Source organism: Paenibacillus oralis (genome assembly GCF_003863965.1).
GTDB lineage: Bacteria > Bacillota > Bacilli > Paenibacillales > Paenibacillaceae > Fontibacillus > Fontibacillus oralis.
This window is the reverse complement of the sequence record NZ_RRCN01000001.1, coordinates 3,988,259-4,004,983: the sequence shown is the minus strand read 5'-3', so window position 1 is coordinate 4,004,983 and position 16,725 is coordinate 3,988,259. Positions and strand designations below refer to the sequence as shown.

The window sequence follows — 16,725 nt, the reverse complement described above, 5'->3', positions numbered from 1 at the left end:
ATTTCTTTGTCGCCGATCCTAAATTGATCCCTTTTATGACTCGTTCAAGGCTGCAAGGAGTTCTTCCAGCTGTTCCTTTGGAATCGCTCCATGACTTTCTACGATCCGTAATTTAAGGCTGTTCAAGAGAGCGTCCATGTCCATGCCCAATGGCGCATCGGTTCTAGAACTGCCGAAGCCCATCCCCATTAAAATCTTGTTTACAAGCCCGGCCCCGGCAGGTTCTGCACGGATATCGCCGAGTGTCGAATCCAATGTAAACTTCTTGCGTACTTTGGTGGTTGAATGGACCACAACGGTATGGCTCAGCACAATGTCCTCTGAGGACTTTCCGATGAGAATCTCGAAATCCCCACTTTCCACATACCAGTCTTGTAAGTCGACATGATAATAAGCAAATGCGCGTTTCCCTAGTCTAAAAGCAACCCGCTTCTCTTCACCGGGCTCCAGCTCCACTTTTTCGAATCCTTTTAATTCCTTAACCGGTCTGAGCACACTGCTCTCTACATCCTTAACGTAGAGCTGCACGATTTCTTTTCCTGCTCTTTGCCCGGTATTTCTCACTTTAACGGTTACCTGCAGTTCTTCCGCATCCGTAATTTCCGACTTATCGATTTGCAGGTCGGAATACGCAAAGGAGGTGTAGGAGAGACCGTGGCCAAACGGGAACAGCGGCTTCGTATCCACTTTGTCAAAATACCGGTATCCTATGAACAACCCCTCCCGATATTCCACTTGCTCCCTCTCTCCAGGGAAGTTGATAAAGGACGGGGTATGGCTCAGTTTCTCCGGGAACGTCTCCGCCAGTTTGCCGGACGGATTCCGAACCCCAAATAGTAAATCCGCTACTGCGCCAGCCATCGCTTGCCCGCCCAGATAGGCTTCGAGCACCGCCTGAACCTTGTTAATCCAGGGCATCTCTACCGCGGAACCATTCAACAAGACGAGAATGATCTTATCTTGAACGGTGGATACAGCTTCGATCAACGCATTTTGGTTGTCGGGAAGCCGTAGGTGCTTTCTGTCAACACCTTCGGCATCGCACTCCTCAGGCAAGCCGACAAACAAAATCGCCGCATCTGCCTGGCTCGCGACCGCCTTCGCTACCTCGATCATCGCTTCGTTGGGTTCATCCTTCTCCAGGGAATATCCTTCTGCGTATAGCAGCTCAGTATCCCTGGCAACCTTTTGGATCTCCTCATAAGGGATATCCAGCTTTGTAGGCTGAACCCGGGAGCTGCCAGCCCCCTGATACCGAGGTTTTTTCGCGAAGGTGCCCAGAACCGCGATCGTTCCCTTGTTCTCCAGAGGAAGCACGGCATTCTCATTCTTTAGGAGGACCATACTCTCCGCTGCTGCTGCTCTTGCCAATTGATGATGAGCTTCTTGATCATAGGTTGCATTTTCCTTTTGTGAATCCACCGCCCGGAAGATAACGGTCAGGATTCGTTCCACAGCCGTATCCAGCGTGTCTAAGCCAATGGACCCTTGTTGCACAGCTTCCATAACTTTGCAGCTTCCGACTCCGTTGCTGTCCGGCATCTCAAGATCTAAACCTGCCTCCAGCGCAGCCTCCCGCTCACTCACCGCACCCCAGTCGGACACAACGAGACCTTCAAAGCCCCATTCGTTCCTAAGGATATCCGTCAGCAGCCTCTTGTTCTCCGAGCAGAACACGCCGTTAATTTTATTGTAGGCCGACATGATCGTCCAAGGCCCGGCATTCACAACCGCGCCTTCGAAGCTGGCCAGATAGATCTCCCTGAAGGTTCTCTCATCGAGCATGACGTTAATATTAAAGCGGCGCGTCTCTTGATTATTCACGGCAAAATGCTTGAGGGACGTTCCCACTCCCTGGCTTTGAACCCCTTGGATATGCTTCGTGGCCAACTCCGAAGACAAGTAAGTGTCCTCCGAGAAATATTCGAAGTTCCTGCCGCACAGCGGCGATCGCTTGATATTGGCTCCCGGTCCGAGGATGATTCCCACCCCCTCCGCCTGGCACTCCTCTCCAAGCGCGATTCCCACCTGCTCTACAAGCTCCCGGTTCCAAGAGCTGGCTAGCCCTGCTGCGGTAGGGAAACATGTCGCTGGAACACTATCATTCAAGCCCATGTGGTCCTGCACACCGTTCTGCTTCCGAAGACCATGCGGTCCGTCCGTCATCATAATTGCTGGAATACCATGCTCCGGCAACGCTTTCGTATGCCATGCTCCAACACCGGAACAAAGAGCTGCCTTCTCTTCCAACGACAGTCGAGCCATTAATGCTTTAATGTTTCTTTCCATATTCGCCCTCCATTTCGCGATCGAGACGTCTATTCCAAAGGGACCGATCCTAAAATTCAATGACAACCTTAGTATAGACGTCTCATTTCCGTTGTACTAACACTATGACGACAATCGGATTTGTACTTTGACGACTTGTTTCACGATACGCATACAAAAAATACCGCCTGCCATATACGGCAAAGTGGTACTAAGAAGGCCCTTATTTATTTTGTGTTACCGTCCATTCCGTAAGCTGTTTCTGTGCTTCCGTAATGTATTTATCGATTCCGGCCGATTTCAGTTTAGCAAGGAATTTCGGCAGTTCTTTTGCAGGGTCTACAGAACCGGTTTCCAAGAGGGTTTGGTATTGATTCAATACATTGTTAAGAGCAACTACTTCATTCTTGACAGGCTCCGTATTTAAAGTGAACCCCAGCGTCCTCGACTCAATGGATTTATCCGCCCATTGCTGAGCAATTTCCCATTTTTCCGAGTTGTCGCTCTTCGTCAAATAAAGCAGTCTACCGTCTCCCATCATATAATTAATGTCTTTCAAATTATAGCCCACCGTGTCAGCGCTCGTACCTGGCGGATAATCAATCATGTCATCGGATACCTTCACATAGTGTTCGCCTTCAACCCCATAAATTAAAGCGTTCACAAGCTCTTTATCCGTATACAGCAGGTTCAAGAACATCATCGCTCGCGCTGGATCTTCCGCTTGCTGGGAAATCGTCCAAAGCCCCGTCATAAGCATATTGGTTGTAACGTAAGGAGGCAGCAACTCAACGATAACCATCTCATGCCCCGCCATGGTTAACACTTCTTCTTTACTAACCGAACTGGTTCTAGAAATGTAACTGAACGCCGTCCCCGCCTTAACCATATCCCATGGCATGGCATTGGTAGTGGCTGCATCTTTATTGATATAACCTGCTTGGAACCATTTTCGAACGATATTTAATCGATTCGCATAATTTTGTGTGGCGAAGAGGTTTTCTATTTTTAATTCCTCACTATCAAACAACAAAGCTCCAAAGTCACCGATCGGATCGTAATCAATATAAGCGCTTACAGGGTTGGGATTTCCAGAAGATGCCAACGGGATCAGACTCGGTTCATTTTGTTTTACGATTTGAAGAACTTTCTCAATGTCGCTGAAGGTTTGGATCGAGGAGGTGTTAAGCTGATACTTATCAACAATATCCTTACGCATAAAGTAACCCACACCTGCTCCCGCGACGGGTCCGGTAGGCACGCCGTAAAGCTTGCCGTCAACCATTGGGACATCTACGTATTTCTGACCTACAGCATCAATAACCCCTTGTCCATTCTCCTGCAGAGACTCGCTAAGTTCCTGAAACTTCCCTTGTGCCGCGAAAGGGTGGAAAAGTTGACCATAAATGAAGGCAACGTCCAGTTTTTCTCCACTGGAATATTTCAAATTCAGCTGTTGAATATAGTTTCCGACATTTATTGGTTCAAGCGTTACGGTCGTGTTGATTTTGGCCTGCGTGATTTTATTAACGGCCTCTTGAACCTTCTCCACATCCTCCGGAACGTTTCCGAAAACAGGAAAGACCATCGTTAAATCATACAGCTCCAATGAGCTTCCGCTAGCTTCATTACTACTGCCCAAGTTTCTGTTAGGCGCATGTGAATTCGAGGCGTCATCGCCCGAAGCATTATTGCTGGAACAGCCGGCAACGATCGACAGGACGAGAAGAACAGCAAGATTAATTGGGCCAAGCCTCATTTTATTCCCCACATTCACTTCCCCCAGAACCGTTATTTTTAAGCACCTTTATCGTAACAATTCTACTGCAACTTTGCTTGTACTTTCATAACTTTGGCCTTGACACTTTCACGACATGCTGACTTCTATATTCCGATGGTCCGTAATGGGTGTACTTCTTGAAGAGCTTCGTGAAATACGAGAAATTGGAAATGCCAACGGCGGCAGCAACCGCTCCAATCGGGATATCGGTTTGAGCCAATAGCTCTTTCGCCAACTTGAGTCTTTCCATGATCACATACTCGGATATGGAGTATCCGGTTTCTTTCTTAAATATTCTCGTCAGATGGTCCGGGTTCAAGAACACCTGCTCAGCCAAAATATCGCGTGACAGCTCTTGATCAATGTGGGTTGCCACATAGCGCTTGATGATCTGCACAACGGAATCGGATTGCTTAACGACCTCCGCTTGATGCAGCGCCTTTCCCAATGCATGGGTAACCCAATCGATCATGTCCTTGACAGAACGTCCTGCCATTCCGGTTAATCGCCGTGACTCTTCATCCCCAAACAATTGATGGGCCTGGATTTCATTGTGATTCAAAAACAGATATAATGCCTGCATAAAATCCTGATGAATTTGATGGAGAACATTTGCGTCCAAGAGGCGTTGCTTGACAAGACGATTAAGAAAGTTCTCTACCGCCAGGATGACGTCCTCTTTCGTACCTTTCTTCAAGTAAGACAACCAAATCGATAGGTCCGGTAAAATGATAGATTCCTTGTCTGCAAAGGGGCCCTCTTCCCCGAATACTTGATTGACGAATGCGACATTGTCACGATTTTGTGCCTTGAGAAAGGCTACTTTATCCGCAATCCGGTGCACTTCAACCGGAGAAGCGACATAGCAGGTTAAGACGCAATAGAAATGCCGGCTGCAAAAATCAATATATTTGCGGCATACGTCATGCAACTGTTCATAGTCCCACTTTTTCTGACCCTCGGAAATATATAGGGCAAGCAACTGTTCACGCTCTAGCTGAAGCACGATCCCGTACGCTTGGTTGTCCATCATCATCTCTGCGGCTGTTTTCTTCAACGCATACTCCAAAATTTTCTCGTCCCTATGCTGCAGATGTTGATTCCAGCTTTTAACGGAAATGAGTACAGGCAGCACGATGGATTCATCCGTTAAAGGGATCTGGTCGTGTTCCATCTGCCCACGCACGGCGGCCTTGTTGCCTGGAGTGTTGCCATTGATCAGATCTAACCAGAAGCGTTCGATGATAAGCGAATGATGCTTCATCCATAACCGGTGCGATTGCCTGTTCCGATGACTTTCATCATGTTGTTCGATAATTTCCCGTGCCTTATGAATCGCCGCCTCCAATTCGCCGGCCAAGACCGGTTTCAATAAATAATCAAGGCTCCCTAGGCGCAATGCTTCTTTGGCATATTTAAAATCAGCATGGCTGGTGAGAAAGATGGTCGCGGTGTACGGATGATGTTCACGCACCCAAGCCAACAATTTTAATCCGTTGCCTTGAGGCATTTCAATATCACACAACAAAATATCTATGGATTCCGACTCGAAAACTTCCTTCGCCTGCCGGATGTTCAATGCTGTAAAAAGACGGCTTACGTTTAGCTTGGCAAGGTCCAAAATCGCCTGAATCCCTTCGATCGCCACGATTTCGTCATCAACGAGCAATATTTGATAGGTCACTTGAGTCCCTCCATCTCCGGCTCGGTTGGCAAGAGAATTTTAATTACAGCCCCGCCGGTTTCCTTATCATTACTATATTCTATCGTTGCTGTATCTCCATAAAGCAGCCGCAGACGCCGATGAACATTCCAAATGCCGGTACGCTCCCCATGTTCATTTTCCACACTTCTGCCCGACTGAAGCTGCACAAGCACTTCCTCGTTAAAGCCGATCCCGTTATCGGAAATAACAATTATTAGTTTAGATCCGCCATCGCTTTCTTGTAGGTCGATATTCACCATAATATCGATCGGTTCATCCAATGTAACGGCATGCTTGATCGCGTTTTCGACAAAGGTTTGAATCATGAGCGGTGGGACGGGGGTTTCCAATAAAAAGTTCGGAGCGTTAATACTCCATGTAAGTTGCTTCGGAAAGCGCAAGTCTTGGATTTGCAAATAATTTCGCGTATGTTCCAACTCATTCTGAAGGACAACAAACGAAGTATTGCTTCGAAACAGATACCGGAAATACTTGATCAAAGATAAGGTCATTTGCATGATCAGATCATGATTCTTAACAATCGCCAAATTGTACACGATATTCAATGAATTCAAGAAGAAGTGCGGATTAATTTGCAGTTGGAGTCTCCGCAGTTCCTCTTTCTGTTTATCCAACTGTTCTTCAAACACATTTATGCGAAGAGTCTGGATCTCAGTCATCATCGCGTTAAAGGAGTCCGCTAGCAAGTTAAATTCTTCTGCAGCCTTTCTTTGAACAACTCGGACCCCCCAGTCCCCCCTTCGCACGGTCTTCATCGCGACCAAAATTTTATTTAAAGGGACCAAGAAGGTCCTTCTCATAAAAAGTATACCAAACGGAATAAGGATGACCGCTACTAAAGCGATGAACAACGTCAATTTCCTTAAATCAGGGAGACTCGCCAAAATGTATTCATCAGGAATAAGTGCTACTAAGCTGTAGGCGCCCTGTTTCGCATTTGAGCTGACAACAAGGTATTTCTGCCCTTCATTTGACAAATAACTCGAATATAAATCACTTTGTAATAATAATTGTCCATTTTCTTGCATTAGATTTGAATCCGATACCGGCTTACCTTGTTCATTCGTGAGCAAGATCCCCCCGCGATCGCTAATATCAAGCGAATTTAATTGTTCGATCAAACGATCCGTGCTGACCCAAGCTCCCAGATAGGCGTCTCCGGCATGGATGATATCAATTAAATAATGCTTTTGATTAATTTCATAATGCTGCCACAACCTGTCGACAGCTTGCCCGGTTTGCCGATGTTGATCAATGAATTTTGTCATGTAATCTTGAATAGCGCTAGACTCTTCATTGGAAACAAAACCTTTATTCACCATGTCCATATAATCATGACGATTGCCTTCGTAAACAAAAAAACCGTTTACATTTCTATACAGCGCGATATCATTATTTATCTTCTGTTTCAAATAAAATTTTGCAAAATAATATTCATCTTCATTAATAGGCGTAGACAAGGACTGCAGATCCATGTTATAAGCTGTCGCAATGATATAGGCTTCGATATCGTTCAGTTGCGAGTCGATTTGGCCCATATATAACGATAGCGACTTTCTGTACGATTCGGCTACTTGTTCGCGTACAACGTTAACTGCGTAGAAATTGTTATAGAGCAGCATCGCGATAAGCGGGAGCGTAAGGCATAACACACTCGCCGGCTGTATGAATCGGATTGAGTTTAACGGCCAAAAACGTACGTAGCTTCTCATTAGATCATCACGCTCCACAAATCTTATCTTATCACTAAGCCTATCTTACAATGCCTCAATAACGTATAGAAAGAGCCCAAGATACGGTTCATCAAATTCTGCAAACTGAAGGGTTCAGGTTTCGTAAGATAGATCATGCCGTTCATCCAATCATTCCAATACATGATGGATATAAAGAGACCGAACGTCGCCACGATTGGAGCCGAAAGAGGCGCCACGATTGGCCAAAAGATCCGATATTCACTTGCCCCGTCTATTCGAGCCGCTTTATGAAGACATTTTGAATAGCAGTTTGACGACTAAGTGATACCCTTGTTCATAGAGATGGTCGCTTAAAATTTCCGCAACTGCTATAGTTATTTATATACCGCGAGGATAAGAGGAACTGAGGAGAAGAGGAGCTTATGAAAAGAGAATTCGAGATTATAGATCACCCAAGTATCAAATATTTAAATATTTTCTTGGTGGATATGGATTATCGCACTTCCCATTTGCATCGGGAACTGGAGATCGATCTCGTGCTTGAAGGCAAACTGTCTATTTTCTCTAAACAACAAGTCTATGAGTTGGATGGCGGTTCATCAATATTATTAAATTCCAACCAGCCACATGAAATTCGAACCTCAGAAAGCAAATCGACCTTATTATGCCTGCAGGTTTCCCCTAACTTTTGCAAAAGCTATTTTCGTGGGATATCGAATCTGGTTTTTGATTCTGCGAGGTTAGAACAACATATAACCGGAGATTCGTATAAATATATAACGTCACTGATCATTGAAATGGCATACCAATACTTCGCACGACCAAAAGGCTTCGAGTTCTCCTGTTTGAGTATGCTGAACTTGTTATTTGGCATCCTTTTAAACAAACTTCCCTACCATGAAATTAGCGACGATGAAAAAAATAAAAATAAGCTTAAGGTCGAACGGTTGACCCGGATATTGAATTATGTGGATGAGCACTATACGCATAAAATCCGGCTATCCGACATTGCAAAGATCGAAGGACTTTCGATGACGTATCTCTCACAATTTATTAAAGAGAATTTGAATCAATCCTTCCAAGATTACGTAAATAACCTTCGGTTCAGCCATGCAAAGAAGCTTTTGACCCAAGATATGAAACTTCTTGATGTCTGTTTGGAATGCGGGTTTTCCGATTACAGATATTTACATAAAGCTTTTCTTGACAATGTTGGCTGTACGCCGGCTGAATACAAGAAAAAGCTTTCGAATGACAGCAAAGCGGTCAGGATGAAAAGTTCGTTGCATACGATCGAAAACTATTATTCCGAGCAAGATACGCTTGATGTTATACGTAAGCTTCGTCTTGATCATCTTCCCGTTCTGCGAGATATTCCAAACCCCTTGTTCAGTGAATAATTCAAAAGGGCCCCTCTCCATTTATCTTAGAGATAGGCCCCTCAAAACGTCAAGCTCTATTGCAAGAACCGAATACCTCCATCTTTTCCAATACTTTTTCTTTGATGGATTCGACCGTCGCCGGAATCAAATCGATCATTCCTTTGTTGAACGAGGTAAACTGCCTGAACATGGCTTCAACAGCAGCTGTGTTGATCTCCGTAAATACATTTACTTTGCTGATTCCTGAATAAATGGCTTGTTGAAAATCCGAATCGCTTAATCCAGAACCTCCATGAAGAACCAACGGAACGGATGTGGTTTTTGAAATCGTCTCAATTCTGTCAAAATCAAGCTTCGGAGGACGTTTGTAAGCGCCGTGTGCGGTTCCCACAGCAATTGCGAGAGCATCTATCCCGGTTTGATGCACGAAATCCTTTGCTACTTCAGGATCCGTAAAAAATGCCGACGGATCTTCCATTCCGTGTTCACCTTCGTAAGAACCCTCGTTGTCACCTACATGGCCTAGTTCCCCTTCAACGGTGGCACCGAAGGAATGAGCTAATTTGGCCATCTCCTTCACTTTTCGGACATTGACATCATACGATTCCAAAGAACAATCATACATGATGGATGTAAATCCAAGTTCCAATGCCTGTACACATGCTTCTTCGGTCATCCCGTGGTCTAAATGGATGACAACCGGTACTTTGGCCTTCTTGGCCATCGGAATCAAATAGTACGCCGCTTCCTCCAGAGGACAGTAGGAGAAAAAGACCTCTGCCGTTCCCATAATAACCGGAGAATTCGCCTTTTCTGCCGCTGCAATGATGCCTCTTGCCATCTCCAGATTAACGGCATTAAACATACCGACGCCATACTTTCCTTTTTGAGCCGGCAGCAAAACCTCATTCATATTGACCAACATATTCCTAACCCCTTCCATTTCAGACTTTCTGTTTCTCCCAGCCGTTGTCTATCTTCTTCTGGAGCTCTTCTATGGTGATTAGACCACTTAACGGATCAAATGCGGTTACACAGGAGGCTCCCGCCGCTGCAGCCAACTGAAGACTTTGTTTGAGCGAATATCCATGGAGCATGGCAAAGAGGAAAGCAGCAATACTCGTGTCCCCTGCTCCCGTTGCCGATACGACCCGATCCGGGACATAACTTTCTTCAAATCTCTCCAGTTCTGCCCACTCGAGAGCGCACAAATCCGGAATGGAGAATTGGATGAAAATATCTTGTCTTGCTGCGCGGTAATACAATCCCAGGGAGCCGCATTTCAATAACAACACCTGTGCTCCCATATCCAGCAGCTTGTCAGCCAAAGGTTTAACATCCTCGGTGATGGACAATATTTCGATAATATTTCTTCCGCCAGCCCGCTGTTGCCAATCGCGGTATCTCTCTCGGTCAATCATGAAGCAAAGCTCTTCGACGCTCGGCACAAAAATATCAACATAGGGCAACACGCGGCGAAGTATCGTTTCCCAATCGGCAGTACCTGCTTCAGATTGAGGGTCCACCGCCGCCATATCAAGAGATGTAGTGATCCCCAAACTTTTTACGGTTCTGAACATCCGGATTAGCTGTTCGCCATCATTTTCGTACATCCGCCTCATTAAGGGCGGGTAACCGAAATGGAACAAATCCGCTCCCTCGATGGCCGTCATGGACAAATCTTCAAAAGTGAACGTATCATTGGTCCCTGGACTATGAAGAAAGAGCCGATCCATACCCGGAGGGGACAATACAATGGAATAAGACGTGTTTGAATCCTTCGTTACAACCATATTTCGCGTATCCAAATGGCTGCTTAAAATATCAAGGATCAACCTTCCAAATTCATCTTGTCCTATCTTACCGATTAAACTGACATTCGCACCGAAAAAGTTCAGGGCTAGCCCTGTATTGGCAACGACCCCGCCGGTATGAACGTCGGCATCCCGCATTTGGACCAATTTCCCAGGCAACAGAATTTCACTAAGGTTTGGATTGGTGTCCGCCGGAAATTTCGGAGTAATGTCCAGACAAATATGTCCGGCTACTACTATTTTTTTCTTGTTTCCCAACATCCTTGTACCTCCTTTAGGGAAAGCATTACTTTTGATCGGTTCCCATCAGCAGGTTCATCACATACATTTCCAATTCTTCAAAATCCCTGTTAGCCACACATTGCTTCTGAAACTCATAATCAAACCTTTTCACCTTTTCTTCCAGCGATTTAACGATGTTCAAACTATTCGTTAAATGCTTGTAACGGTCTTGATCTTTCGTAGTTCTCATGGCTTTAACGTCCAAGCCGACATATTCCCCATTGGAACCATAATTGTTTTCTACCAGCACTTTAATCTGATTGAAAGCCTGACGGAGGTTTTCTACCCCGAAGCTTTTGTCTTGATCGAATTTCAGCCCATTCTGGTCATTAAGATGAACGCCCCACAGCTTATTCATTGCCAAAGCAAATCCAATCTCGTGGGACGGATCAAGGCCTGCCAATGTTGCGTGCGCCGACTCAAGTAAACCGCCAACCCGCGAAGGGTCAAAGGTTGCCGCAGATACCGCAAGGACGTGGCCCATCGTTCCACAAATACTGCGGTCAATCGGTTCATTGGGCTTCGGCTCAATCAATATTTTGATATTGGCATCATATTGCAGCATTTTATTGATGGCATCAATTAATTGCTTCGTTGCGGTAACCGGGCTTTTGCTTTCGGCACAAAGGGTTCCTTCTCTGGCAAGCCACAGTACAATTTTGTCACAGCCCAGTTCGTTAGCAATATCAATAGAACGGTAGGATCTCCACAGTGCAAATTCTCTATCTTCTTCAGATCCGGACATGAAGCCCCCATCCACCGTATGCGGATCCATCCACAATCTCGGTGCAACAAATTCGGCAACCAAGTTGTATTTGTCCAGGAGCGATTTAACTTTTCTGGCTTCCGCTTTGATTTCTTCTTCCGTCAAATCATTCAGACTCGGCACAGCATCATCATCATGGAATTGGATGGCGCTGAAACCCATTTCGGCAAAGGTTTTGATTTTTTCTTCAAAATGGATTTCCGTCCGTGTTGCTGGTCCGTACGTGTCCGCTCCATCATGAATATTCCAAGGACCAACAGAGAATTTAAACATCGTCATTTTATGCATCTCCTTATAAAAGACAAATTTATTTCTCATTTAATGTAGTTGATCTTCAGATTCGAAACATGCACTAGTTTTCGTTTTTTCACCTACAGTTTTGCTAATCGATCTAATCACAATGCTGGCACCCTTGCCACTCGCTTACATGTAAGAAACACAAGGCACCTGAAAGTGAAACTTCTGATTCATTAAGTTACGAAAGGCAAAAGGATGATCGGCGTATACCGATCATCCTTTTGCCTTTCGCAATTGAATTATTCGTTTCTTTGATAGATAATCTTGCACCCTCCATGCTGATATTCTTCTCAAATGCTTCTGCAAGATGATATATGTCGTAACGATGTGAAATCAGAGAATCAATCGGTAGGCCCCGGGGCTTGCATTCTTTTAGAAACTCACAAGCTTGCAGCCAGTCTTTGGACGCATAGGTCCAAGAACCGACTGATACGGCTATTGACTGATTGGCATGGTCATGCCTTCTTCTGACTCCGGGACCAGACGACAACCGGGATCAAAAGCAGCGACAAGAATCCTCCAGCCAAAGAGAGTATGGAAAAGCTTGACGAAGCGACTATCATTCCAGACAACGCGCCTCCGGAGGCACCCACCAATGCGATCAGCACATCTACCGTGCCTTGCGTCTTCGCTCGGATTTGCGGCGGCGCCGCATCGACGATAGCTGCCGTTCCACTAATCAAGCCGAAGTTCCAGCCCAAACCAAGCAGCGCTAGCGCCAGAATGAGCAGAACCATGGAATCGCCAGGCGCAAATGCAGCCACTAATCCGGCCAAGAGCAAGGTAATCCCGGAGGCGTAGGACATCATGGTGCGCCCATATTTATCGACGAGAACACCCGTAATGAGGGAAGGCAAATACATCGCGGCAACATGGATGCCGATCACGATGCCCACCTCGCCCAGTCCATGCCCGTGATGTTTCATGTGAACCGGCGTCATGGTCATAATGGCGATCATGACGATTTGGGTTAGCACCATTACCGTCGCGCCTATAATGATACCTGGTTTATGAACGCGCCGTTCAGCCTCCTGCGTTCCCGTCCCGCTGTCTTGCCCTTCCTTGGCCCGCTCTACATCCGCAATGGCCTTGGCGACCACGAGCGGATCGGGACGGAGAAACAAGAGAAGAACCAGTCCGGCCAAAATATAAGCCGTGGCAGCCAGCATAAACGGACCTGACAGCGCAGGAGCCCCCATGGAAGTCGCTACCCTGCCAGTGACATTAACCAGATTTGGTCCGGCCACCGCGCCAAAGGTCGTGAAGACCATGGCGGCACTAATCGCTTTGGCCCGCTGTGTCGGCAACGCTAAATCCGTACCGGCATAACGCGCCTGCAAGTTTGTCGCCGTACCGGCACCGTAAACTAACAAAGAAATAAAAAGCAGCGGCACACTATTGAGAATGGCTGCCAAGACGACTCCTACAGCACCGATTCCCCCCGCCAAAAAGCCGGCAGCAAGCCCGGCCCGGCGGCCCAAACGTTGGGAAAGGCGGCCGACTAAAAGCGCCGCGGCAGCGGACCCTAACGTAAACAAGGCGGAAGGAACTCCGGCATAGCTGTCCGTGCCGAGCATGTCTTGGGCAAGCAGCGCGCCCACCGTAATCCCTGCGGCCAAGCCCGCCCCGCCGAAAATTTGTGAAGCGATGATGATCTTTATCGTTCTCTTGTACAACTGTCGCTGCTTCTCGGGGGATGCTGCGTATTCCTCTAACGGATCGGAAAGGTTCTTCATCTTTTTTTCAAATGATAAGGAAGTTTCTGCCATTAGAGACTACCAGTCCAATCCGTGTTCTTCAATATAATTACTTGTCGCGTCTTCCCCGGATTCAATCGATACTTTGCCATGTGTATCTACTGGCACCCCTGCCTTTTTAAGCAGTTGGCCAATATGACAATCCCTATCAGCCTGTACAATCAGTTCTTCTACCATGGCGACATCTTCTTTCGTAGCATCCGGAGCCAATACAACATGCGGATGGTGCGTAATACTCGGATGATCTCCTTTGGATAATGTACCTTCTGTATCCATGAAGAATCCGGTTACGGGCATTTTTTTACGATCAAGCATATACGCGAGCGTCATTGTATAACAAGCAACTGCCGAAGATATGAGTAATTGCTGCGGTTCTGCCCCTTCTCCGCTCCCGCCCTTCGGAACTGGGATCGCAATTTTGGTTTTCAGGTTATCACTTTGAATCCGTCCGTCCCCTTTTGCATTTTTGTACCAGACCGTATTCATGTTAATTTTATGTTCTGCCATTTCAATCACCTCTTATTATATTACTGTATTCAATTTATTAATTGAATTTTATATGTTGCTTTCCCCCATGTCAATCCCTTATGACATTCGCCAATTGTAAATCTGTTCGATCTCAGCTTTGGCAAAATGGCGTGACACACATTCATAGCCTATTTGCATCATTTGTTTCGTCCATGGCGCGCTCACCAGGTGAATACAGCTTCATGAGTTCTGATACTGCTCGCTCGGCTGATCGAAGCGCGCCTTCAAGATGTCCGCCGTATTTGCTATCCGTTTCTGTACCTGCAAAAATGATCTTCTTTTCCCAATTCTCCGTGCCTGCAAGAGGGCCATACTCCGGATAGTCTCGTAGTGGTTCGGCATCTTCATTCACCGCGGTTTCCGGATCACTGGACCAATCCTTATAAAAAAGAGCGGTAATGTTTTCCGCAGAAGGCCCGAAAAGCCGCGTCAACTGTTCCACCACGAGCTTGAGGACTCTTTCTTCCCCTAGTTCTTGCCGCGACTTTGCCGGCAGCCCAAAGAATCCAAAAAGCGCCCCTGCGCCTGTATCGGGCGATGCATCATGGATTTCCTGCAAAGGTCCTGCCCAGCTGGACGCGAGACCGGACAGCCCTTTTTCTCGCCAAAAGGGGCGTTCATAAACCGCAACAGCTTTAGCCTGTGCCGCCATCCAGGTAGGTTTGTTGACCATAAGTGCCATTAGATCCGCAGAGAGCTCAGGCCAAAAGGAGATGTTTCGCGCTACGATTCGGGGCGGTAAGGTGCTAATGACTGCACTTGCACGGATACTGCCCCTCTGACCATCGATTTCCAGCGCTATGGTTCCGTTTTCTTCCTGACAGATCGAAGTCACTTTTGTATTAAGCCGGACCGTCCCAGGAGGAAGCGTGGCTGCTACGGCGTCGATAAGAGACTTTGCACCCCAAAAAACCGCAACGATCTTTCAACAGCTCCTTCTGGCACTCTATATTGCTGTACAGGTTCACTTCGAGATCGTTCAGAAAGCATGAATCCTTTATTGTACTGCTCAAAGGTGTTTATACCGAGTTCCTTAACGAGATTGGTGATCGTCCGCTCATAACGCGGCCAATACCATGTCGGGCCCAAATCGAACCTGCCGAGTTCACGTCTCTCTGCAACTTCTATACTTAAGACTCTCCCGCCGATACGATCCCGGGCTTCGAGTACGCTGCACGGAATGCCTTGTGCCGTAAGCAATGATGCGATGCGCAGGCCGCTTAAACCTGCACCAATAATGACCACCAATTCATTTTTATTCATGTCAAATTCCACTCCTTCACCCCTTCATCAATGCGATAGGCAGTAAATCCCTTTTTCTGCATAAGTTCAACGGCCTCCGCTGGATTCACACAAAAGGGGCCTCTACAATAAGCTGCTAGTTCTACATGCTGTGGCAGTGTTTGAAGGTACCCCTCGAGTTCTTCCATGGGTACCGATATCGCACCTTCAATATGCCCCGCCTCATATTCGTCTTTAGGACGAAGATCCAACACCATAATCGTGTTGGCAGCCATTCTCTTCAGCAACTCTTCTTTGGAAATCGTGCGAATGCCTTCATATTCATGCAACAGGTCTTCTTTAATACGAGGTATATCGGAAAGCCGGTTCTCACATAGGTTCCATAAGGCAATTAAAAACTCGGTCACCACAGGATCCACACTATAAATCGCATAGGTTCCTTCTTTTCTGAATTTCACCAGCCGCGAATCCAACAAAATTTGCAGATGCCGCGATACGTTGGCAAAACTCATACCGGATTGCTGCGCTAAATGTTCAACCGTTTTCGGACCATTGGAGAGCAAATCCATGATTTCAAGCCGCTTATCACTGGACAAGCATTTTCCGATGCGGGCATATTGCTGGTACAGTCTTTCTTTAATGGATGGTTCTGATTGTGAGTGATCCATAAAACAATTGTCCTTTCCATAGATTATGAAGCCGTTTCCCTCTCTTCGCCGGCATTGACTAGCGAGGAAGGGCCAATCTTATCATGATTGGCCCCCCTCATCATACAATTTATCTCAAACGGTTTATTTGCCTGTGAGCTTTAGAATTTTATCTTTGAGCACATGCTTTGGATTTAATCCAACTATTGTTTCCACCAGCCTGCCATCTTTAAACAGCAGCAAAGTCGGAATGCTTCTGATACCGAATTGCGAAGCCAACTCCGTTTCGTTGTCAACATTGACTTTGGCAAGTGTTGCTTGCCCCTTTAGCTCATCAGCTAATTCCTCTACAATCGGAAGCTGGATTTTACACGGCCCGCACCAAGGCGCCCAGAAGTCAATCAAGGTTACGCCGGATTGAATATGGCTTTGAAATGTCGTTTTCGTCAGTGCTATTGCACCCATATAGAGTTCCTCCTCTTTTTTGTTTATTCTTAAAATCAATCGTTATCATATTCAATTGATAACTTGAATTATAATGC

The 16,725-nt window shown here is 46.3% G+C and carries 14 protein-coding genes; 1 reads left to right on the top strand and 13 read right to left on the bottom strand.

What is annotated here, in order from left to right; all coding sequences use genetic code 11:
* Positions 1–33: 33 nt before the first annotated feature.
* From EHV15_RS17960 to EHV15_RS17945, 4 genes are all read right to left on the bottom strand, one after another.
* Entirely contained in the window at positions 34–2,289 is a 2,256-nt protein-coding gene (locus tag EHV15_RS17960) for a glycoside hydrolase family 3 C-terminal domain-containing protein (protein WP_128632405.1), read from the bottom strand.
* 202 nt (positions 2,290–2,491) lie between these two features.
* Positions 2,492–4,039 (bottom strand): ABC transporter substrate-binding protein, encoded by a 1,548-nt coding sequence (locus tag EHV15_RS17955; RefSeq protein WP_128632404.1) that lies wholly within the window; start codon positions 4,037–4,039, stop codon positions 2,492–2,494.
* Between the two features lie 73 nt (positions 4,040–4,112).
* Complete coding sequence (locus EHV15_RS17950) at positions 4,113–5,732, bottom strand: response regulator transcription factor (RefSeq protein WP_128632403.1); 1,620 nt, start codon at positions 5,730–5,732, stop codon at positions 4,113–4,115.
* Positions 5,729–7,486: a sensor histidine kinase gene (locus EHV15_RS17945; RefSeq protein WP_128632402.1), complete on the bottom strand. Its 1,758-nt coding sequence runs from the start codon at positions 7,484–7,486 to the stop codon at positions 5,729–5,731. Before EHV15_RS17945 ends, EHV15_RS17950 begins: the two co-directional genes overlap by 4 nt.
* Before the next feature lie 404 nt (positions 7,487–7,890).
* Here EHV15_RS17945 and EHV15_RS17935 point away from each other — a divergent pair, with 404 nt between their 5' ends.
* Positions 7,891–8,868 carry an AraC family transcriptional regulator gene (locus EHV15_RS17935; protein ID WP_128632401.1) on the top strand — a complete coding sequence of 326 codons (978 nt, stop codon included), beginning with the start codon at positions 7,891–7,893 and terminating at the stop codon, positions 8,866–8,868.
* A 49-nt stretch (positions 8,869–8,917) separates the two neighbouring features.
* Here EHV15_RS17935 and EHV15_RS17930 read toward each other — a convergent pair whose 3' ends face one another.
* The 9 genes from EHV15_RS17930 to trxA form a co-directional block, all read right to left on the bottom strand.
* Complete coding sequence (locus tag EHV15_RS17930; RefSeq protein WP_128632400.1) at positions 8,918–9,775, bottom strand: class II fructose-bisphosphate aldolase; 858 nt, start codon at positions 9,773–9,775, stop codon at positions 8,918–8,920.
* A gap of 19 nt (positions 9,776–9,794) precedes the next feature.
* On the bottom strand, positions 9,795–10,925 hold the full coding sequence (locus tag EHV15_RS17925; protein WP_128632399.1) for a carbohydrate kinase family protein: 1,131 nt from the start codon (positions 10,923–10,925) through the stop codon (positions 9,795–9,797).
* 25 nt (positions 10,926–10,950) lie between these two features.
* Positions 10,951–11,991 (bottom strand): TIM barrel protein, encoded by a 1,041-nt coding sequence (locus EHV15_RS17920; protein WP_128632398.1) that lies wholly within the window; start codon positions 11,989–11,991, stop codon positions 10,951–10,953.
* A gap of 473 nt (positions 11,992–12,464) precedes the next feature.
* Positions 12,465–13,745: an MFS transporter gene (locus EHV15_RS17915; RefSeq protein ID WP_128635406.1), complete on the bottom strand. Its 1,281-nt coding sequence runs from the start codon at positions 13,743–13,745 to the stop codon at positions 12,465–12,467.
* A gap of 39 nt (positions 13,746–13,784) precedes the next feature.
* Positions 13,785–14,273, bottom strand: a complete 489-nt coding sequence (locus EHV15_RS17910) for an OsmC family protein (RefSeq protein WP_128632397.1) — start codon at positions 14,271–14,273, stop codon at positions 13,785–13,787.
* Positions 14,274–14,415: 142 nt separating this feature from the next.
* Complete coding sequence (locus EHV15_RS17905; RefSeq protein ID WP_342774087.1) at positions 14,416–15,183, bottom strand: flavin monoamine oxidase family protein; 768 nt, start codon at positions 15,181–15,183, stop codon at positions 14,416–14,418.
* Complete coding sequence (locus EHV15_RS38060) at positions 15,171–15,557, bottom strand: FAD-dependent oxidoreductase (RefSeq protein WP_342774009.1); 387 nt, start codon at positions 15,555–15,557, stop codon at positions 15,171–15,173. The genes EHV15_RS17905 and EHV15_RS38060 overlap by 13 nt, the downstream gene beginning before the upstream one ends.
* Positions 15,554–16,204, bottom strand: coding sequence for an ArsR/SmtB family transcription factor (locus tag EHV15_RS17900; protein ID WP_128632396.1), 651 nt, complete (start codon positions 16,202–16,204; stop codon positions 15,554–15,556). Before EHV15_RS17900 ends, EHV15_RS38060 begins: the two co-directional genes overlap by 4 nt.
* Before the next feature lie 123 nt (positions 16,205–16,327).
* Positions 16,328–16,648, bottom strand: coding sequence for a thioredoxin (gene trxA / locus EHV15_RS17895; protein WP_128632395.1), 321 nt, complete (start codon positions 16,646–16,648; stop codon positions 16,328–16,330).
* Between the last annotated feature and the right edge of the window lie 77 nt (positions 16,649–16,725).